The sequence below is a fragment of the Streptomyces sp. Ag109_O5-10 genome, assembly GCF_900105755.1.
Lineage (GTDB): Bacteria > Actinomycetota > Actinomycetes > Streptomycetales > Streptomycetaceae > Streptomyces.
Genome location: NZ_FNTQ01000001.1, coordinates 4,148,154 through 4,167,233, shown reverse-complemented (window position 1 = coordinate 4,167,233; position 19,080 = coordinate 4,148,154). Strand labels below are relative to the sequence as shown.

17 protein-coding genes and 1 pseudogene are annotated in these 19,080 nt (G+C 71.1%); 9 read left to right on the top strand and 9 right to left on the bottom strand.

All coding sequences use genetic code 11. The features are described 5' to 3' along the window. The first annotated feature begins 121 nt into the window (after positions 1 to 121). Complete coding sequence (locus BLW82_RS19095; protein ID WP_093500087.1) at positions 122 to 1,258, top strand: DUF2786 domain-containing protein; 1,137 nt, start codon at positions 122 to 124, stop codon at positions 1,256 to 1,258. 268 nt (positions 1,259 to 1,526) lie between these two features. Here the strand turns inward: BLW82_RS19095 and BLW82_RS19090 are convergent, their stop codons facing one another. The 3 genes and pseudogenes from BLW82_RS19090 to rpsN form a co-directional block, all read right to left on the bottom strand. Next, positions 1,527 to 2,042, bottom strand: a complete 516-nt coding sequence (locus BLW82_RS19090) for a DUF4232 domain-containing protein (protein ID WP_093500085.1) — start codon at positions 2,040 to 2,042, stop codon at positions 1,527 to 1,529. 165 nt (positions 2,043 to 2,207) lie between these two features. Beyond that, entirely contained in the window at positions 2,208 to 2,726 is a 519-nt protein-coding gene (locus tag BLW82_RS19085; RefSeq protein ID WP_256215871.1) for a hypothetical protein, read from the bottom strand. A gap of 140 nt (positions 2,727 to 2,866) precedes the next feature. Further along, positions 2,867 to 3,222: pseudogene (gene rpsN, locus BLW82_RS19080) on the bottom strand (30S ribosomal protein S14). 506 nt (positions 3,223 to 3,728) lie between these two features. On the opposite strand from rpsN, the gene BLW82_RS19075 reads away from it, so the two are divergent. After that, positions 3,729 to 3,998 (top strand): DUF397 domain-containing protein, encoded by a 270-nt coding sequence (locus BLW82_RS19075; RefSeq protein WP_177232996.1) that lies wholly within the window; start codon positions 3,729 to 3,731, stop codon positions 3,996 to 3,998. A gap of 91 nt (positions 3,999 to 4,089) precedes the next feature. Here BLW82_RS19075 and BLW82_RS19070 read toward each other — a convergent pair whose 3' ends face one another. Then, positions 4,090 to 4,569: an ATP-binding protein gene (locus tag BLW82_RS19070; protein ID WP_093500083.1), complete on the bottom strand. Its 480-nt coding sequence runs from the start codon at positions 4,567 to 4,569 to the stop codon at positions 4,090 to 4,092. A gap of 354 nt (positions 4,570 to 4,923) precedes the next feature. Here BLW82_RS19070 and BLW82_RS19060 point away from each other — a divergent pair, with 354 nt between their 5' ends. The 3 genes from BLW82_RS19060 to BLW82_RS19050 all read left to right on the top strand — a co-directional run bounded on the left by BLW82_RS19060 (position 4,924) and on the right by BLW82_RS19050 (position 7,976). After that, positions 4,924 to 5,748, top strand: a complete 825-nt coding sequence (locus BLW82_RS19060; RefSeq protein WP_093500079.1) for a helix-turn-helix domain-containing protein — start codon at positions 4,924 to 4,926, stop codon at positions 5,746 to 5,748. Between the two features lie 128 nt (positions 5,749 to 5,876). Further along, the gene (locus BLW82_RS19055) at positions 5,877 to 7,337 is read left to right on the top strand and encodes an aldehyde dehydrogenase family protein (protein ID WP_093500077.1); all 1,461 of its coding nucleotides are present in this window, start codon (positions 5,877 to 5,879) and stop codon (positions 7,335 to 7,337) included. Between the two features lie 99 nt (positions 7,338 to 7,436). After that, positions 7,437 to 7,976 carry a DinB family protein gene (locus tag BLW82_RS19050; RefSeq protein WP_093500075.1) on the top strand — a complete coding sequence of 180 codons (540 nt, stop codon included), beginning with the start codon at positions 7,437 to 7,439 and terminating at the stop codon, positions 7,974 to 7,976. 96 nt (positions 7,977 to 8,072) lie between these two features. Here BLW82_RS19050 and BLW82_RS19045 read toward each other — a convergent pair whose 3' ends face one another. Both BLW82_RS19045 and BLW82_RS19040 read right to left on the bottom strand, forming a co-directional pair. Next, positions 8,073 to 9,482: a glutamate decarboxylase gene (locus BLW82_RS19045; RefSeq protein WP_093500073.1), complete on the bottom strand. Its 1,410-nt coding sequence runs from the start codon at positions 9,480 to 9,482 to the stop codon at positions 8,073 to 8,075. 102 nt (positions 9,483 to 9,584) lie between these two features. Continuing rightward, positions 9,585 to 10,871, bottom strand: coding sequence for an ion channel protein (locus BLW82_RS19040; RefSeq protein ID WP_093500071.1), 1,287 nt, complete (start codon positions 10,869 to 10,871; stop codon positions 9,585 to 9,587). A gap of 121 nt (positions 10,872 to 10,992) precedes the next feature. Between BLW82_RS19040 and BLW82_RS19035 the strand changes: the two genes are divergently transcribed. Next, entirely contained in the window at positions 10,993 to 11,754 is a 762-nt protein-coding gene (locus BLW82_RS19035) for a MerR family transcriptional regulator (protein WP_093500069.1), read from the top strand. A 36-nt stretch (positions 11,755 to 11,790) separates the two neighbouring features. Here the strand turns inward: BLW82_RS19035 and BLW82_RS19030 are convergent, their stop codons facing one another. After that, the gene (locus tag BLW82_RS19030; RefSeq protein ID WP_093508133.1) at positions 11,791 to 12,156 is read right to left on the bottom strand and encodes a YbjQ family protein; all 366 of its coding nucleotides are present in this window, start codon (positions 12,154 to 12,156) and stop codon (positions 11,791 to 11,793) included. Positions 12,157 to 12,312: 156 nt separating this feature from the next. On the opposite strand from BLW82_RS19030, the gene BLW82_RS19025 reads away from it, so the two are divergent. Then, positions 12,313 to 13,278 carry a DedA family protein gene (locus BLW82_RS19025; RefSeq protein WP_093508132.1) on the top strand — a complete coding sequence of 322 codons (966 nt, stop codon included), beginning with the start codon at positions 12,313 to 12,315 and terminating at the stop codon, positions 13,276 to 13,278. A 98-nt stretch (positions 13,279 to 13,376) separates the two neighbouring features. Here BLW82_RS19025 and BLW82_RS19020 read toward each other — a convergent pair whose 3' ends face one another. Together BLW82_RS19020 and BLW82_RS19015 are read right to left on the bottom strand one after the other, a co-directional pair. Beyond that, positions 13,377 to 15,035, bottom strand: coding sequence for a threonine/serine exporter family protein (locus BLW82_RS19020; protein WP_093500067.1), 1,659 nt, complete (start codon positions 15,033 to 15,035; stop codon positions 13,377 to 13,379). 130 nt (positions 15,036 to 15,165) lie between these two features. Further along, positions 15,166 to 15,657 carry an inorganic diphosphatase gene (locus tag BLW82_RS19015; RefSeq protein ID WP_018547987.1) on the bottom strand — a complete coding sequence of 164 codons (492 nt, stop codon included), beginning with the start codon at positions 15,655 to 15,657 and terminating at the stop codon, positions 15,166 to 15,168. 124 nt (positions 15,658 to 15,781) lie between these two features. On the opposite strand from BLW82_RS19015, the gene dacB reads away from it, so the two are divergent. Together dacB and BLW82_RS19005 are read left to right on the top strand one after the other, a co-directional pair. Next, the gene (gene dacB, locus BLW82_RS19010) at positions 15,782 to 17,398 is read left to right on the top strand and encodes a D-alanyl-D-alanine carboxypeptidase/D-alanyl-D-alanine endopeptidase (protein ID WP_371131500.1); all 1,617 of its coding nucleotides are present in this window, start codon (positions 15,782 to 15,784) and stop codon (positions 17,396 to 17,398) included. 458 nt (positions 17,399 to 17,856) lie between these two features. Next, entirely contained in the window at positions 17,857 to 18,990 is a 1,134-nt protein-coding gene (locus BLW82_RS19005) for a zinc-dependent metalloprotease (RefSeq protein WP_093500065.1), read from the top strand. The last annotated feature ends 90 nt before the right edge of the window (positions 18,991 to 19,080 follow it).

Below are 19,080 nucleotides of genomic sequence, written 5' to 3'. Positions count from 1 at the left end.
GGTGTCAACCCTCGGTTGACACTTCGCTGACGGATAGGTCCGAAACCGGAGGGCCGCGACGTTGTCCACAGGGTGTGGATGACCGCCGCTCGTTGTCGGCGCCGCGTGGCACGATCGAAACGTGACCACTAGCCAGCCCAGCACCGTCGACCGAGCTTTCCAGAGCGCCCTGTACGACGACACCGACACCGGCCTCGACACGGGCGCGTCCCTCCTCGCGGCAGACTCCGGCGCCGACGTGGAACTCGCGCGGCGAGGCCGGGAGTTCGTCGCTGCCGCCTGGCGGCGCGGCTGGCAGCCCGCCGACGTCGTACGGCTGGTACGGCGCGAGCTGGACGACCCGCACGTACGGCTCGCCGCCGGGCTGATCCGGGCGCAGGCACCGGACGACCGGCCGCGCGGCCCCCGCTGGCGGGACCAGCTCGACGCGCTGCCGCAGACGGACGGCCACGCACGTGTGGGGGACCGTTTCTCGCACGCCACCGTCGTCCTGGAGCTCTACCGCCTGCTGCTGCGGCTGCCCGCCCTGGAGCCCCTGGACGAGCCCCGGCCCACTGCGGCCGGGCACCGCCCGGAGTCCCGCATGCTCACCCGGATCCGCGCGCTGCTCGCCAAGGCGGAGGCGACCGGCTTTCCGGAGGAGGCGGAGGCGCTCAGCGCCAAGGCGCAGGAACTGATGGCCCGGCACAGCGTGGACGAGGCGCTGCTCGCCGCGGGGGCGCCCACGCCGGACGCGCCGGGTGCCTGCCGGATCGGCGTCGAGCCGCCGTACGAGCAGGCCAAGGCGGTGCTGCTGGACGCGGTGGCCACGGCCAACCACTGCCGCGCGGTGTGGAACGAGCCGCTGGCCTTCTCCACGGTCGTCGGCTTCGAGGCGGACCTGGAGGTGGTCGAACTGCTCCACACCTCGCTGCTGGTGCAGGCCACCCACGCGATGACGAAGGCGGAGGCGGCGCAGCGGGCGGGCGGCCGCAAGCGTACGAAGACCTTCCGCCAGTCCTTCCTGGCGGCCTACGCCCACCGGGTCGGCGACCGCCTCAGAGCAGCGGCCCGGTCGGCCCTCGCCGACACCGACCCGTCCCGGGACCTGCTTCCGGTCCTGGCCACGAGAGAGCTGGCCGTCACCGACCGCATGGCCCAGATGTTCCCGGACACCACCACGACCCGCCTGCGTGGCATAACCGACGAGGCCGGCTGGACAGAGGGCACAAAAGCAGCCGACCAGGCCCAGGTCCACTCACACCCCCAACTCCCCTGAGCCACGGCGCGCCCCGTCAGGAGACGAGGAACGGTGCGCGCCAACCGTTGAGCGCCCCTGTCAGGGGCGCGGGGAACTGCGCGAGACCCCCCACGGCGCGGCACGGGACCACGGTGGGGGGCGCCCCTGTCAGGGGCGCGGGGAACTGCGCGAGAAACCCCCACGGCGCGGCACGGGACCACGGTGGGGGGCGCCCCTGTCAGGGGCGCGGGGAACTGCGCGAGAAACCCCCACCCGTCGGCCGAATCACGACCGCGTCACCCCCGATTCAGTCCCCCGCCTGCTGAAACGCCCCCACCGAGGCGTTCGGCTTCTCCGCCGTCCCCTGGCCCGCCACCGCCCCGTACTTCCACGGGAAGCTCTCCGTCGCGTCGCCCCCCGGCAGGGCCACCGTCAGCGACGTGGCCGCGAGGCTCGCCTTGTCGCCGTCCTTGCCGCGCACGTAGCTGATGGAGAACGTCGCGGAGTCCCCCTTGGCGAGCTTGAGCTGCACGCTCTTCGCACCCGGCTGCGCGCCGACGGCCGCCGACGTACCGCCCGCCTTCAGGGTGACGGCGGCGAAACCCTCCAGGGTGCACGGCGCGCTCTGGTTGGTGATGCTCACCGGTACCTCGCCGGTGTCCCCCGCGGCGGGCGCCACGCTCGCGGAGCCGACCTGGACGGAGACCTTGCCGATCTTGCAGGCCGAGCTGTTCTTGCCGCTGGAGCTGGAGCCGCCGTCATTGCAGGCGGTCAGGGCCAGGGCGGCGGCGACGGCGGTGACGGTGAGCGGAATGGCGCGCATGTGCAGATCCCCATCGAGGTCGTGACGGTGTCCCAGCATCATCACGCCCCGGCCCGGGCCCCGCGCGCCCGCCCCCGCTTCCGACCGCTTCCCGCCCTGTCCCGACCGCCGTTCCGGCCCACCGCGAACACGCCGGGCGCCGGTCGGAAACGGCCCTGCCGGACCCTATTGCCCAAGGCCCGCTGTCGGCAGCCCCGAAGGCAGCTTGCCGCCCTCGGCCCTGGTGTAGGTCTCCTTGCCCGATTTTCCGGACCAGGTGACTTTCATGCCGCTCTTGCTGACCGAGTCCACCATTCCGGTGACGCGGTCCTTGCTGCCGTCCGTGCAGCTGAGATGGATCATCCGCATCCCGGCCTCCTCACCGGCCGTCCCGCTGCACACGGCCCCGCCGGTCTCGAAGAGTCCGGCTTCCTTGCCGGTGACGACCAGCGCGACGATCTTGCCGCCGCTCGTGGTGATCCAGCTGCCCTGCAGCGCGTCGGAGGAGCCCGTGGAGCCGTTCGAACCGCCCGTGGCGGTGGCGCCGGCGGACGACGTGCCGGACGGGGTGGCCGAGGAGTCGCTGCCGCCCCCGCTGCACGCGGTCAGCGCGAGCGCGCCCGCCAGCCCCGCCGCGGCGGCGGTCGCGATCCGCAGGGCCGGCCGCCGGGCCTGCCGCGGCCGCGGGCCGGCCCCGGCCGCCACCGCCGAAGCGTTCCGCGTCGCAACGGTCCGCCCCAGGGCCGCAGGCGTGACCGAAGCCGTCGCCGTCTCCATGCCCGCCGTCGCCACACGCGTCGTAGCCGTACTCGCCGTAGCCGTGGTCACCGCAACGCTCCCGGGTGCTAGGGGTCGGCCGCCCGGCCGCCCGGACGACAGCGGCAAGCTACCAGCACCCACCAGGAGGACTTGCGTAAGCCGGATGGGTATCCCCTGTGGGCCTGGTCCCGCAGATGCAGCCGGGACAGGCCGAACGTACGGAAGTACCCGCGCGGGCGGCCGTCCACCCGGTCCCGGTCGCGCACGCGCGTGGCGCTCGCGTCGCGCGGCCGCCCCCGCAGCTCACCCGCGGCGGCGAGGCGCTCCGCCCCGGTCGAGGACGGCTGAAGGAGGATCTCCTCCGGCTCGGCCCCCCGGGCCGCGTACCGCGCGGCGACCGTTGCCGCCGCTCGGTCTTCGCGATCTTTCTCTTCTTCGCCATATCGGTGCCTCACCCCCGCCGGACCTTCACGTCGACAGGCCGGTGCGCGGGCAGTCTTACGAGCGTGCACCGCCCTCGGTCGTGCCGCTTCCCCGGGGTCGTCGATGTGCCCGGCCCCGTCTACGGCAGGTGGCGGATGGCGTCCCTCCGGTGGTCCGGTTCAGTTCCGGCCGAACCCGCTCACCGGACCATCACACGGGCGCTGGAACACCAGGGCCGGGCCGAGCGTCTTTTCTTAGTGCATGAAGGATTCGATCCGGGCGATCCCGCGCAGAGGGCGGCGCGCGATCATGGACGGGGGCTGGCGGTCGCATGTCCTGCGGACTCTGGGGCAGACGCTGGAACGGGTTGAGTAAAGCGGACGTCAAAGCTGTAACCGCAGGAACACCCCGCGTGCACGTGCATCTGCTCATGCATCTGCACGTGAACAAGGTTATGATCCGGGTCAGTTGACCGCTACATCAATGGTCACATCAGCCAGTTAGTGCACCACCGGGGAGCGACCTGTGGACCTCGACGTTGACGGCGTGTACGGGGGGTTTGACGTGTACAACGGCATGGCTGCCACGCAGCTGGACGGAGTGGCCTGGCAGAAGAGCAGGCACAGCAACTCGCAGGGCTCCTGCGTGGAGTTCGCCCGGCTGCCGGGCGGCGACGTGGCGGTCCGCAACTCGCGCTTCCCGGACGGGCCGGCGCTCGTCTACACGCGTGCCGAGATCGAGGCGATGCTGCTCGGCGTCAAGGACGGCGAGTTCGACCACCTGATCACGAGCTGACGGCGGCCGTATCCGGGGCAACCCGGTGCGTTCGGTGCACAACGTGCGGGTAACGCGCGTAGAAACCCGGCGTCCGAAGACGCCGGGTCCGTCAGTCGGCGGCCTGCAGCCGGAACAGCGCCCACACGACCTTGCCGCTGAGGGTGCCCGCCAGCGGGTGCCAGCCCCAGCCGTCGCTGAACGAGTCGACCAGGAACAGCCCGCGGCCGGACTCCGCGGAGGAGTCGTCGGAGGCGCGCGGGACGGGCGTCTCGTGGCTGGGGTCGCGCACCGCGCACACCAGCCGTCCGGTCCACCGCATCAGGTGCAGCCGCACCGCCGGCGCCTGCGGCGGCGCGAGGCGGTCGGTCTCGCCGGGCACCGCGTGCCGCAGGGCGTTGGTGACGAGTTCCGAGACGACGAGACAGATGTCGTCGAAGCGGTCGCCGACGTCCCACTGGCCGAGCGTTCTCCGGGTGAACAGGCGGGCCTCGCGCACCGCTTCGAAGCGGGCGGGCAGGGCGCAGGAGGCGGCGTTGGACACGGCCGCGGGATCAAGCGGCGGAAGGCCCTGCCGTAATGGCTTGAGCATGGTCGATCCATTCGTCCCCATGCGAGGCACTCCCGGGAATTCGCGGTCGTTGCGATGCAGCGGTGGCGCGGGACCATGGTTTCGGATGCGCACAGCAGATGCAAGGGCAGATGCACGTGCACGCGACCGAATTGGACCCTCCCGTACCGCTTGTTGGCCATTTTTTCCGCCAACTTGCTGCCCTTGGCTTACTACCTGCTTGCAAGTTCCTGTGCTTAAACTTTGGCCGCTTGCCGTTTCCGTAACCGGACGAGTACTGCTCGAAGTGGTTTAGTGGCAGACTGCGGGCCCTGAAGACGGTTGGGGAGGCTGGCGAACGTGAGCGCGGGAGAGCCCGGATCGGTGGTGCGGCGAATGCTGCTCGGCTCGCAACTCAGGCGGCTGCGCGAGGCCCGGGGGATCACTCGTGAGGCCGCCGGGTACTCGATCCGTGCCTCCGAGTCGAAGATCAGTCGCATGGAGCTGGGCCGGGTGAGCTTCAAGACCAGGGACGTGGAAGACCTGTTGACGCTGTACGGCATCACCGACGAGGCCGAGCGCGAACAGCTGCTCTCCCTCGCCCGGGAGGCCAACGTCGCCGGCTGGTGGCACAGTTACTCCGACGTCCTGCCGACCTGGTTCCCCACCTATGTCGGCCTGGAGGGCGCGGCCCACCTCATCCGTGCCTACGAGGTGCAGTTCGTCCACGGCCTCCTCCAGACCGAGGAGTACGCGCGCGCCGTGGTGCGGCGCGGTATGAGGGGAGCGAGCGAGGCCGACGTCGAACGGCGGGTCACGCTGCGCCTGGAGCGGCAGAAGTACCTGGTGGCCGAAAACGCCCCCGACTTCCACATCGTCCTCGACGAGGCCGCCCTGCGCCGACCCTACGGCGACCGCGAGGTGATGCGCGGCCAGCTCCAGCACCTCGTGGAGATCTCCGAACGACCCAACGTGCGGCTGCAGATCATGCCGTTCAGCTTCGGCGGGCACTCCGGGGAGGGTGGTTCGTTCACCATCCTGAGCTTCCCCGAGTCGGACCTGTCCGACGTGGTCTACCTGGAGCAGCTCACCAGCGCCCTCTACCTCGACAAGCGCGAGGACGTAGCCCAGTACGAGCAGGCGCTCAAGGAACTCCAGCAGGACAGCCCGGGACCGGACGAGAGCCGGGACCTGCTGCGCGGGCTGCTCCAGCTCTCCTAGGCCGGCCCCCGCTCCCGAGGCTTTCCCCAGAAGTTCGCTCTCCGTCCCCAACTGGCGTGTCACGCAAGTACGATGACGTGTGATCAGACCGTGATGTTGATCATGGCTGCTAGTGATTTGGGGATCACATGTCGTCGTACTTCACTGACCTGGCCCAGCAGTACATCGACGGTGAGTGGCGCCCGGGGACGGGTTCCTGGGACATCATCGACTTCAACCCGTACGACGGCGAGAAGCTCGCGTCGATCACCATAGCCGCGGTCGAGGAGATAGATCAGGCCTACCGGGCCGCCGAGCGCGCCCAGAAGCAGTGGGCCGCCACCAACCCCTACGCCCGCCGTGCCGTGTTCGAGAAGGCCCTGCGCCTGATCGAGGAGCGCGAGACGGAGATCACCGAGGCGATCATCGCCGAGCTCGGCGGCACGCGCCTGAAGGCCGCCTTCGAGCTGCACCTCGCCAAGGAGTTCCTGCGCGAGTCGATCCAGTGGGCGCTGCGCCCCGAGGGCAGGATCCTGCCCTCCCCGGTGGACGGCAAGGAGAACCGCGTCTACCGGGTACCGGTCGGTGTGGTGGGCGTGATCAGTCCCTTCAACTTCCCCTTCCTGCTCTCGATCAAGTCGGTCGCCCCGGCGCTCGCGCTCGGCAACGCCGTGGTCCTCAAGCCGCACCAGAACACCCCGATCGTCGGCGGCACCCTGGTCGCGAAGCTCTTCGAGGACGCGGGCCTGCCCGGCGGTCTGCTCAACGTCGTGGTCACCGACATCGCGGAGATCGGCGACGCCTTCATCGAGCACCCGGTCCCCAAGGTCATCTCCTTCACCGGCTCCGACAAGGTCGGCCGGCACGTGGCCACCGTCTGCGCCTCGCTCTTCAAGCGCTCGGTGCTCGAACTGGGCGGCAACAGCGCCATCGTGGTCCTCGACGACGCCGACATCGACTACGCGGTCGACGCGGCGGTCTTCAGCCGGTACGTCCACCAGGGCCAGGTCTGCATGGCGGCCAACCGCGTCCTGGTCGACCGCTCGATCGCGGACGAGTTCACCGAGAAGTTCGTCGCCAAGGTCAGGACCCTCAAGGCCGGCGACCCGAACGACCCGGAAACCGTCATCGGCCCGCTGATCAACTCCCAGCAGGCGGAGTCGATTTCGGCCACCGTCGAGCAGGCCGTCGCCGAGGGCGCCACCGCCCTGGTGCGGGGCACGACCACCGACAACCTGGTCGAGCCCTCGGTCCTCACCGGCGTCCCCGCCGACTCCGACCTGCTCCGCCAGGAGGTCTTCGGCCCGGTCGCCTTCCTCATCCCGTTCGACGGCGAGGAGGAGGCCGTACGCCTGGTCAACGACACCCCCTACGGCCTCAGCGGCGCGGTCCACACCGGGAACGTCGAACGGGGCGTGGCCTTCGCCAAGCAGATCGACACCGGGATGTTCCACGTCAACGACGGCACCGTCCACGACGAGCCCGTCGTCCCCTTCGGCGGCGAGAAGCACTCCGGGATCGGCCGCCTGAACGGCGAGACGACCGTCGAGTCCTTCACCACCCTGAAGTGGATCTCGGTACAGCACGGCCGGAGCGGCTTCCCGTTCTAGCCGACGGATTCGGCCACCCGGGCCCTTTAGGACACCACCTGTCCTAAGGGGCCCTTAGTTTCGGTCGGGTCAGGACAGCACACCGAAAGGCGGCCGGACATGGTCACTCACGTTCCCGCGGAAGCACAGGGCGACGAGCGCGGAGCACTGCTTTCCTTCATCGAGGAGCAGCGCGGCGGCATCCGCCGGGCGCTGCTCGGCCTGACCGACGAGCAGGCCGCGAGCAGGCCGAGCGCGAGCGAACTGTCCCTCGCGGGCCTGTTCAAGCACTGCGCCGAGGTCGAGCAGAGCTGGATCGCGCGGGCCAAGCAGGAGCCGGCGGCGATCCAGCGCGACCAGTCGAACTGGCACGAGACCTTCCAGCTGGTCGGCGACGAGACGGTGGCCTCGCAGCTGGCGTACTGGGAGGAGGTCGCGGCCGAGACGGAGAAGTTCATCCGCTCCGTCCCCAGCCTCGACGACACCTTCCCGCTCCCGCCGCAGCCCTGGTTCCCGCCGGAGGGCCGGGTCTCCATGCGCTGGGTCTGTCTCCACCTGATCCGCGAGACCGCCCGGCACGCGGGCCACGCCGACATCATCCGCGAGTCCCTGGACGGGAAGACCGCCTTCGAGCTGGTGGCGCTGGAGCAGGGCTCCTAGGCTGCCGGCGCCCGAAGGGGCCGCCGGGAACTCGCGACCAGCCACGACGGCGCCGCAGAGGGCGGACGGCGCGGCGCGGCCCCTCCCGCGGTGCGCTCAGTGGTGGAAGCTGGTGGCCGCCTCCTTGTCGCGGGTCAGCGGGTGCGGCTGCCGGCGCAGGCCGGGCAGCTGCCGCGACAGGTCGTCGACGAACAGGTCCGCCAGGTCCTTCGAGAAGCCGTTGCGGCACACCACCCGCAGCACGGACAGGTCCTCCCGGTTCGCCGGGAAGGTGTACGCGGGCACCAGCCAGCCGTTCTCGCGCAGCCGCCGGGACACGTCGAAGACGTCGTACGCGGTCACGTGGTCGGCCGTCGTGAAGGCGAACACGGGCAGTTCGTCGCCCCGGGTGAGGAGACGGAAGTCGCCGAGCGCCTCGATGCGTTCGGCGAGCCCGGTCGCCACGTCCCGGGACGCCTGCTGCACCGCGCGGTAGCCGTCCCGGCCCAGGCGCAGGAAGGTGTAGTACTGCGCGACCACCTGGGCACCGGGACGGGAGAAGTTGAGGGCGAAGGTGGGCATGTCGCCGCCCAGGTAGTTGACCCGGAAGACCAGCTCCTCGGGCAGCGCCTCCTTGTCCCGCCACAGCGCCCAGCCGACGCCCGGGTAGACCAGCCCGTACTTGTGCCCCGAGGTGTTGATCGACGCCACGCGCGGGAGCCGGAAGTCCCACACCAGGTCCTCGTCCAGGAAGGGCGCGACCATCGCGCCGGACGCGCCGTCCACGTGGACCGGGACGTCGATCCCGGTGCGTTCCTGGAGGGCGTCCAGCGCCGCGCAGAGGTCGGCGACCGGCTCGTAGGACCCGTCGAAGGTGGAGCCGAGGATCGCGACGACCCCGATGGTGTTCTCGTCGCAGAGGTCGGCGGCGGCCTGCGCGTCCAGGTGGTAGCGGTCGCCCTCCATGGGCACGAACCGCGGCTCCACCTCCCAGAAGTTGCAGAACTTCTCCCAGCAGACCTGGACGTTGATGCCCATGATCAGGTTCGGCCGGGCGCTGCCCGGGTAGCGGTCGCTGTTGCGCTGCATCCAGCGCCGCTTGAGCGCCATCCCGGCCAGCATGCAGGCCTCGCTGGAGCCGGTCGTCGAACAGCCGATGGTGTTCGCCGGATCCGGCGCGTTCCACAGGTCGGCGAGCATGGCCACACAGCGCCGCTCCAACTCGGCGGTGCGCGGGTACTCGTCCTTGTCGATCATGTTCTTGTCGTCGCACTCCGCCATCAGGATCCCGGCCTGGGGCTCCATCCAGGTGGTGACGAAAGTGGCCAGATTCAGCCGGGCGTTGCCGTCCAGCATCAGCTCGTCGTGCACCAGCTGGTAGGCGGTCGAGGGCGGCAGCGGGCCGTCCGGAAGCCGGTGCGTGGGCGGGGCCTCGACCATGCCGGCCACCGGGTTCGCCTCGCCGAAGAACGGGTTGACGGACATGGGTCGCTCTTGGTGCTTCTGGGGACCTTTGTGCAACGGCATGCGGAGTGCCTCCTGGGCGACTTGAGCGATATGGGCGGTGTCAACAGCTATATAGGCGGTATCAACAAGGACGTGAACGGCGCGCGCGGGTACCCGCCGGGATCAGCGCAGGGCCGTGCCGTCCGCCCGCAACTGCATTCTCGGCCGCCCGGTCACGAGCAGCCATGCGGGCAGCGACGCGATGCACAGCAGCGCGACGACGCTCGCCGAGGCCACCAGCACCGAGGCCGTGAACAGACTCACCCAGCCCTGCCGGGTGATCGCCAACAACATGCCCAGCACGCCCGCCGCCACGCCCACCGAGGGCTGGACCGCGGGCACCAGTGCGTGGGCGCACAGCCCGACGGCGGCGCCGATGAACACCGACGGAAAGATCCGGCCACCGCGGAACCCGCAGGTGGCGGCCACCAGCAGCGCGGCCAGCTTGACGACCGCCATCACCGCGAACTGCCCGGCCGACCAGCCCTCCGGGTCCTTCGCCAGCTCCGCGACCTCGTCCAGCCCCTTGAAGAGCGTCAGATGGCCGCCCAACGCCCCCAGGAGGCCCAGCACGATCCCGCCGACCGGAAGCGCCAGCATGGGGTGCCCGAGGCGCCGGAAGGTGCCGTGGACGGACGGGAAGGCATGGACGGCGCACATGCCGAGCAGCGCGGCCGCGGGCGCGATGACCAGGGCCGCCACCAGATCGGGCCAGCGCGGGTGGCTGAGCGCGGGCAGACCGAGGTCCAGGGTCGGACGGGCCACCAGGGCGGTCGTCATCGAACCCGCCCCCGCGGCCATCAGCGGCCCGAAGAGGTTGTCCCACAGCGCCCCCTTCAGCGGCTTCCCGGCCAGCGCCTCGGAGATCACCAGGGCCGCCGCCACCGGCGTCCCGAACAGCGCGCCCAGCGTCGCCGCGTCGGCCAGCGCGGGCCACAGCGAGCCGGGCAGCCGGGGCATCGCGAGCCGCCCAAGCCACAGCGCGAGCCCGACGTTGACGGCGATGAGCGGGTTCTCCGGACCGAGGCTCGGCCCGCCCGCCAGCATCAGCACGGTCGCCAGCACCAGCCCCGGCAGCACGGCCGGCGGCAGCGCCACCGCCTCCAGGCCCAGGGTGGCCGGATCCGGCCCCGCGTGCCCCGGCACCAGCCACACCACCAGCCCCACCGCGATCCCGGTGGCCGTCAGCATCACCAGCATCCACGGCACCGAGTACCGTCCGATGCCCAGCGCGTCCGGCAGGTTGTTCCACAGCACGTGCTGCAGCCGTTCGGCCAGCGAGCTCACCAGCAGGAACAGCAGGCTGCTGCCGACGCCGACGACGAGAGCGGGCAGGATCAGCGGCAGCAGCGCACGCGCGGGGGCCGAGGGCGGGGTGGGGAGCGCCTGCCGCGCGATGTCCTGGGCCACGGGCTCACGATAAGCGGGCGAAAGGGACGCAACATCCTGAACTTCGCGGGTGGGGGCTGCGGAACGGGCTTGCACCTCACGTGACGTGAGGACCCAGGGTGGAGCACGGAAAGGAGCGGAAGTGAACTACTCCGTGGGACAGGCCGCCGGGTTCGCCGGCGTCACCGTGCGCACCCTGCACCACTACGACGAGATCGGCCTGCTGGTGCCGGGCGAGCGCAGCACCGCCGGACACCGGCGCTACGGCGACGCCGACCTCGACCGGCTGCAGAAGATCCTGTTCTACCGGGAGCTCGGCTTCCCGCTCGAGGAGGTCGCGGCCCTGCTCGACGACCCGGACGCGGACCCGCGCGCGCAGCTGCGCCGCCAGCACGACCTGCTGACCGCCCGGATCGAGAAACTGCAGCAGATGGCCGCGGCCGTGGAGCACGCCATGGAGGCACGCAGGATGGGCATCGACCTCACCCCCGAGGAACGCTTCGAGGTATTCGGCGACAAGGACCCCGAGCAGTACGCCGAGGAGGCCGAGCAGCGCTGGGGCGGCACCGAGGCCTACGCCGAGTCCCAGCGCCGCGCGGCCCGCTACACCAAGGCCGACTGGCAGCGCATGAAGGCCGAGGCCGACGACTGGAGCGCGCGTTACGCCGCCCTGGTGACCGCCGCCGAGCCGCCGGCCGGCGCACGGGCCATGGACATGGCGGAGGAGCACCGCCGGCACATCTCGGCCTGGTTCTACGACTGTCCGCCCGAGATGCACCGCTGCCTCGCCGCCATGTACGTCGCCGACGAGCGCTTCAAGGCCTTCTACGACGCCATGGCCCCGGGGCTGGCCGAGCACCTGAAGGAGGCGATCGAGGCGAACGCGGCCCGGCACCCGGCCTGACCCGGTCCCGGGTTCACCACCTGCCGGTCACCGGCCCTACTCCCTGTCGATGACGACGGCCGTGCCGTACGCGCAGACCTCGGTCCCCGTGTCCGCCGCCTCGGTCACGTCGAACCGGAAGGCCAGCACGGCGTTGGCCCCACGCGCGCGTGCCTGCTCGATCAGCCGCTCCATGGCCTGGTTGCGGGTCTGGACGAGCGTCTTCGTCAGCCCCTTCAGCTCGCCGCCGATCATCGACTTCAGACCGGCGCCGATCTGACTGCCCAGGTGCCGGGAGCGCACGGTCAGGCCGAAGACCTCGCCGACGACCTCCCGCACCCGGTACCCGGGAACGTCGTTCGTGGTGACGACCAGCACATCGGCCTGCGGTCCCTGACCGCCGCCGTACTCTTCGATACCCATGTCCACAGCCATTCCCCAGGCCGGGCACAGGCCACCCTGGTTCCATCGGTGGAACCTGGGGCGGACACTTTACGTTGATAGCTTTGTGCGCCCGCACAAGGAACCCGATGTGCCTTCCCCCTCAGGAGCCCGGAAACCGTGACGACCGGAACCGCGATGACGCTCGCTCTCGGCCCGAGCTGGCTGGATCCGAACCAACTTCTCGACTCGTTCGGCATCTGGGGCCTGCTCCTGGTGGTCTTCGCCGAGTCCGGCCTCCTGATCGGCTTCTTCCTCCCGGGTGACTCCCTCCTCTTCACCTGCGGCCTGCTGATCACCTCGAACCAGCTCAACTTCCCGCTCTGGGGCGCCATCGCGCTGATCTGCCTCGCCGCGATCCTCGGCGACCAGGCGGGCTACATGTTCGGCAAGAAGGTCGGCCCGTCGCTCTTCAACCGCCCGGACTCCCGCATCTTCAAGCAGGAGAACGTCACCAAGGCGCACGAGTTCTTCGAGAAGCACGGCCCCAAGTCCCTGATCCTGGCCCGCTTCGTGCCGGTGATCCGCACGTTCACGCCGATCATCGCCGGCGTCAGCGGCATGGCCTACCGCTCGTTCCTGACGTTCAACGTCATCGGCGGCGTCCTGTGGGGCGCGGGCGTCACCCTCCTCGGCTCCTGGCTCGGCAAGATCGACTTCGTCAAGAACAACGTCGAGGCGATCCTGATCCTGATCGTCCTGGTCTCGGTGGTCCCGATCGTCATCGAGTTCCTGCGGGCCCGTGCGAAGGACAAGAAGGCCGCCGCCCAGCAGCCGGAGCCGGAGCCGGTCCGGCAGTACCCGGCACCTCCGGTGATGGACGACGCGACGACGCAGCTCCGCCGCATCGAGCCGACGTACACCCCGCAGCAGTACGGGCAGCAGCCCCAGCAGCAGTACGGGCAGCAGCCCCAGCAGCAGTACGGGCAGCAACCCCAGCAGCAGTACGGGCAGCAGCCCCAGCCCCAGCAGCAGCACGGGTACGGGCAGCAGCAGCCGTACTACGACCAGCAGCAGCCGTACTACGACCAGAACGCCTACGACCAGAACACCTACGGCCAGCAGCAGAACCCGTACACCGAGGACCACTACCGGGCTCCGTAAGCGGCAACGTCCCGCTTTCGGGGGCGCGGGGAAGTGCGCGATCAACCCCCACCCACCCGCACCCGCCGTAGCACCTGGACCCGCACTCCACCGGGCGCTCAGAACCCCCTCGTCCGCTTCGCGGCCCGCCGCTTCCCGGCGGACCCCACCCGCAGGGTCAGCCGGGAGATCTCCGACCCCAGATTGACCCCGATGGCGATGGCCATGGCGAGCGACGCCGCCTTGGCCAGCGACACCAGCCCCTTGTCGACCTCGTTCTGAGCCATCGACAGCAGCCCGAAATAGGTCGCCGACCCCGGCAGCAGCGGCCCGATCGCCGCCGTCGTGTACGGCAGTGCGGAGGCGAACCGGTACCGCGACAGCAGCTGCCCGAACAACCCCACCAGCCCCGCCGCCACCGCCGTGGAGGCGACCGGCGAGATCCCCCCGGCGTAGTGCATCGCGCCGTAGACGCACCATGCCACACCGCCGTTGAGGGTCACCGCCAGCACGGTGGATCGTTCCTGCTGGAGCAGGACGGCGAAGGTCAGTGACAGCACCATCGACGCGGCGATCTGCAGCAGCGGCCGGTGGGAGCCGACCAGCGCCGCGTCGGGATTGAGCCGGCCACCCAGCTTCACGCCGAAGTACAGGACCGTCAGCACCCCGATGACGATCCCGACGAAGAAGTACATGACCTCCAGCAGCCGTGCGGAGGCGGTGATGTAGAAGCCGGTGAGCCCGTCCTGGACGCCCGCGACGAGGGCCCGTCCGGGCAGCAGCGCGAAGAGCCCACCGGTGACGACGGCGGACGCCGCGACATCGACGTGGGCGAGCGAGAAGGCGATCCCGATCGCGGCCGGCGGCATGGCGGCGATCATGAACTGGTAGAACTCCGGCAGCCCCCGCCCCGCGCACAGCCACGCCAGCCGGTCGCCCAGCATCGCGCCGATCGCGGCCGCCACGAACACCAGCACGTCACCGCCGACCAGCACGGAGGCGGCCCCCGCGAGCAGTCCGCTCGCGGCGGTCAGCGCCCAGCCGGGGTACGGGTGCCGGTTGCGGCGGATCGCGGCGAGCCGCCGGTAGGCCTCCTCCAGGGAGACATGGGTCTCCGGGTCGGTGAGGTCGTCCACGAGCCGGAAGACGGCGGCCAGGCGCGTGTAGTCGGTCCCGCGCCGCCGCACCGTCCGGGACGCGGTCACCGGGTCGTCGACGAGCGAGGGCTGGTACGAGATCGCCAGCAGCGTGAAGGTGACACCGGGCTCGCACCGGTCCAGCCCGTACGACCGGCAGACCGCGAACATCGCGGCCTCCACGTCCTCCGCGCCCTCACCGCCCGCCAGCAGCAACTCCCCGATACGCAGGGTCAGGTCGAGCACGCGGGGGACGGCGGGCGCGCCCTCCTCGGCCTTCTGCACCGGTTCCACGGCCGGCCGCTCGGCCACCGGCATGCGCAGCATCGTGCGCATCCGGTCCTGCCAGGGCGCGTCCTTGACGAGGCTGACCGCGGGGAACCCGGAGGCGGGCGTGAAGACGGGCGGGGCGTCCTGGGCGCTGTAGGTGCTCGGCCGGCTGAACGCCGACCCCTCCGGCTCGGCCGCCGCCGGCTGCGGCGCCGCGAGCCCTTCCGGCACCGCGAACTCGGACGTCGTCTCCGGCTCGCCGCCCCCGCTCTCGGGGACCTCGATGCCCCGAGGGACGGCGAACTCGGACGTGAGCTCCGGGTCGTACCGTGCCTCGTCCGACCTGGGCTTGCGGTCCTCCGCCTCCGTCACCTTCGTAACGCTCCCTGAACGACTGATTCACCTGAGCCTCAGTATGCGCATGACCGCACGGCGGGCACGAAAAACGGGCCGCACGCGCGCGTGCGGCCCGTTTCCCGGTGCCGGCCTACCGGGGGTGGTCTCAGTGACCGCCGGTCTCCTTGAAGCGCTTGTAGGACCGCTCGATCTCCGCCTCGGCGTCGGTGCGGCCGACCCAGTTGGCGCCCTCGACGGACTTGCCGGGCTCCAGGTCCTTGTAGACCTCGAAGAAGTGCTGGATCTCCAGGCGGTCGAACTCCGACACGTGGTGGATGTCGCGCAGGTGCTCCACGCGCGGGTCGGTCGCCGGGACGCACAGCAGCTTGTCGTCGCCGCCGGCCTCGTCCGTCATCCGGAACATGCCGATCGCGCGGCACTTGATCAGGCAGCCCGGGAAGGTCGGCTCGTCCAGGATGACCAGCGCGTCCAGCGGGTCGCCGTCCTCGCCGAGGGTGTTCTCGACGAAGCCGTAGTCGGTCGGGTAGGCGGTCGAGGTGAAGAGACGACGGTCGAGGCGGATCCGACCGGTCTCGTGGTCCACCTCGTACTTGTTCCGCGAACCCTTCGGGATCTCGATCGTGACGTCGAACTCCACCGGTGGCTCCTCCATGATCAACACATAGTTCTGATGGTTAAGTGTCCCCCACGCAGGTGTGTGATCGCGAAAGGGGCTGGTGGTCGTGCCAGAGCTGAGGCCTTGGCAGTCCGCGAAACCGCGTGTGCGGAAGTTCGCGGCCGCCGCACGACCGCGTCTGGCACGCCTGGTGACCGCCACGAAATCGCAGGTCGCGAGGTTGCGGCGAGCGGTGGGACCGCGGCTCGCACGCGTCGCGCGCAGGACGGGACCCCGGCTTGCCACCCTGGTCCGCCCCTCTCGGCCTCGGTTCCGCACGCTCAGGACCTGGCAGTACACCGTGTGCGCCGCCACGGCCGGGCTCGCGCTGGCCGCCGGTGCGGTGACCGTGGCGGGCCCCTGGGACGCCGACGGTCAGCGTACGGCCGAGCGGGACCGGGCCGCCGCCCTGGAGCGGACGGGTGGCACAGATCACGGCTCCCGTGCGGACTCCGTCACAGCCGAAGGCGTGCCGGGCCCCGCGCCCAGCGCCGGGCCCGTCCTGACGGGGCTGGACGGCGCCACGAATACCGTGAAGTCGGCGCCCGCCGGAAAGTCCGTCGGCATCTCCGGAACGGCCGTCACGCGCCTCCTGGGGCCCCTCCTGAAGGCCCCGGCGCTCGGCAGCACCCGTACCGCGGTCGTCGTCGACGTGGCCACCGGCAGCCGCCTGTACGGCTCCGGCGCCGACACCGCCCTGACCCCCGCCTCCACCACCAAGATCGCCACCGCCGTGGCCGCCCTCTCCGCCCTGGGGCCCGACCACCGCATCACCACGCGCGTGGTCCTGGAACCCGGCACCAGGGAGGTCGTCCTGGTCGGCGGCGGCGACCCCACCCTCACCGCGCACAAGGACGCGGCCGGCTGGGCCAGCCTGCGCACCCTCGCCACCGAGACGGCCAAGTCGCTGACCGCGCGGGGCATCAAGCAGATCACCCTGTCGTACGACACGACGCTCTACTCCGGCCCGGGCCTGCACGTCATCGGCGTCAACGAGAACCTCGCGCGCGTGAGCCCCCTGACGGCCGACGAGGGCCGCACCAACGCCTCCGTCGAGGGACCGGTGAGGCGGGTGGGCGACCCGGCGGCCGACGCGGCACAGAAGTTCGCGGGCTTCCTCGCGGACGCCGGCATCAAGACCTCGTCCCCCGGCACCTCCAAGGCGAGCGGTCGCGCCGAGACCCTCGCCACCGTCTCCTCGCCGCCCCTGTCCGCGATCGTCGAGCGGATGCTGACCAACAGCGACAACGACATCGCCGAGGCGCTGGCCCGCCAGACGGCGCTCGCCGACGGCAAGCCGGCCGACTTCGACGGGGGAGCGGCCGCGATCGAGGCCCAGCTGACCAAGCTGGGCCTGCCGATGACCGGCGCCTCCTTCCACGACGGCAGCGGCCTGAACCGCGACGACCGGCTGACGGCGAACCTCCTCACCGCCCTCCTCGTCAAGGCCGCCGACGTGGACCGGCCGGGCCTGCGCGCGGTCCTCACCGGCCTCCCCGTCGCCCACTTCACCGGCACCCTCACCGGCCGCTACACGGACGGCGCGGCAGGCGTCGTACGCGCCAAGACCGGCACCCTCACCGGCGTCAACACCCTCGCGGGCACGGTGGTCGACAGGGACGGCCGCCTCCTGGCCTTCGCCTTCCTCACCGCGAACACGACCGACCCGGTCGCGGCCCAGGCGGCCCTGGACAATACGGCGACGGCACTGGCGGGCCTGTAACCACAGCCTGCCGCCCGCGGCCACACCACACGGCCTGCCTCCCGCGGCCGACACGGCCTGCGTCCTGCGGCCGACACGGCCTGCGTCCTGCGGCCGACACGGCCTGCGTCCTGCGGCCGACACGGCCTGCGTCCTGCGGCCGACACGGCCTGCGGCCGACACGGCCTGCCTCCTGCGGCCGACACGGCCTGCGGCCTGCCGGCTGCGCCTGCCGGGCCACCCGCTGAACAGCCGCACCGCCGTGGCCGCGCACCGCCGTGGCGCGGCCGCTTCTCACCCGCCGTGGGCAGGCGTTCCGCAGGGCGGAACGGGTGCACGGCCGGCAGCGCCGGGCACCGTGCGCCAAAGCCGCGCCCTGCCGGCGCGAGGCCCCAACCCCACCGCACCACACAAGTCACGCCAACCACACCAACCCCCACGGCCTGCCCGAAGCGGTAGCGCTAACGTACGGTTGACGCATGACGAGCATCGGTGGCGCTGCTTCTTCTGGGATGGTCGACTGGAATCTCGCGGTGGCGACCGCGACGCGGCTCGTACGGCCGGGCCCCGAGGTGAGCCGCGACGAGGCCCGGGGCATCGTCGCGGAACTGCGTCGGCACGCGAAGGCCTCGGAGGAACACGTCCGGGGCTTCACTCGTATGGGGACCGACGGCATCCACGACACCCCCGTTCTGGTGGTCGACAGGCCCGGCTGGGTGAAGGCGAACGTCGCCGGATTCCGCGAACTCCTCAAGCCGCTGCTCGAGAAGATGCAGGAGCGGCGCTCGGGCTCCCCCGGAGGCGCGGTCCTCGGTGCGGTCGGCGGCAAGGTCACCGGCGTCGAACTCGGCATGCTGCTGTCGTTCCTGTCGTCCCGGGTCCTCGGCCAGTACGAGACCTTCGCCCCCTCCTCCCGCGACCTCCCGGCGGACGAGAACGGCGGTGGCCGGCTGCTGCTCGTCGCCCCGAACATCGTCCACGTGGAGCGCGAACTCGACGTCCAGCCCCACGACTTCCGGCTGTGGGTGTGCCTGCACGAGGAGACGCACCGCACCCAGTTCACGGCGGTGCCCTGGCTGCGCGCCCATCTGGAGGGCGAGATCCAGTCGTTCCTGTCGGAGACCGACGTCGACCCGATGACCGTCCTCGAACGCATCAGGGACGCCGCCCAGTCCCTCGCCGGGAGCCGCCCCGAGGCCGAGGAGGACGACGGCGGACGGTCGTTCGTCGAACTCGTGCAGACCCCCGCCCAGCGCGAGATCCTCGGCCGGCTCACCGCCGTCATGTCCCTCCTGGAGGGCCACGCCGACTTCGTCATGGACGGCGTCGGACCCGCTGTCGTGCCGACCGTCGCCGAGATCCGCGAGAAGTTCCAGCAGCGGCGTGCCAAGGGCGCCTCCCGGCTCGACATGACCCTGCGCAAGCTGCTCGGCCTGGATGCCAAACTCCGTCAGTACCGGGACGGCGAACGGTTCGTGCGGGCCGTCGTCGAGCAGGTCGGCATGGACGGCTTCAACCGGGTGTGGACCTCCCCGAACACGCTGCCGACCAAGGCGGAGATCGCCAAACCGGCGGACTGGGTCGCGCGGGTGCACCGCAAGGCCGAGTCGTGAACCAGCGGACCTGTGGTGAACGGAAACCGGCCGACGGCAGGCGAACGCCCCTCCAATCACCCGTCCGAGGGACCGTGAGCGATGGGTAGG

Bases quoted from the DNA above. Each gene is read 5' to 3' on its own strand.
- BLW82_RS19090 (WP_093500085.1), bottom strand. From the start codon at position 2,042: ATGCGCGCCATTCCGCTCACCGTCACCGCCGTCGCCGCCGCCCTGGCC.
- BLW82_RS19070 (WP_093500083.1), bottom strand. From the start codon at position 4,569: ATGCTCAAGCCATTACGGCAGGGCCTTCCGCCGCTTGATCCCGCGGCC.
- BLW82_RS19060 (WP_093500079.1), top strand. From the start codon at position 4,924: ATGCTGCTCGGCTCGCAACTCAGGCGGCTGCGCGAGGCCCGGGGGATC.
- BLW82_RS19055 (WP_093500077.1), top strand. From the start codon at position 5,877: ATGTCGTCGTACTTCACTGACCTGGCCCAGCAGTACATCGACGGTGAG.
- BLW82_RS19050 (WP_093500075.1), top strand. From the start codon at position 7,437: ATGGTCACTCACGTTCCCGCGGAAGCACAGGGCGACGAGCGCGGAGCA.
- BLW82_RS19045 (WP_093500073.1), bottom strand. From the start codon at position 9,482: ATGCCGTTGCACAAAGGTCCCCAGAAGCACCAAGAGCGACCCATGTCC.
- BLW82_RS19030 (WP_093508133.1), bottom strand. From the start codon at position 12,156: ATGGGTATCGAAGAGTACGGCGGCGGTCAGGGACCGCAGGCCGATGTG.
- BLW82_RS19025 (WP_093508132.1), top strand. From the start codon at position 12,313: ATGACGCTCGCTCTCGGCCCGAGCTGGCTGGATCCGAACCAACTTCTC.
- BLW82_RS19005 (WP_093500065.1), top strand. From the start codon at position 17,857: ATGACGAGCATCGGTGGCGCTGCTTCTTCTGGGATGGTCGACTGGAAT.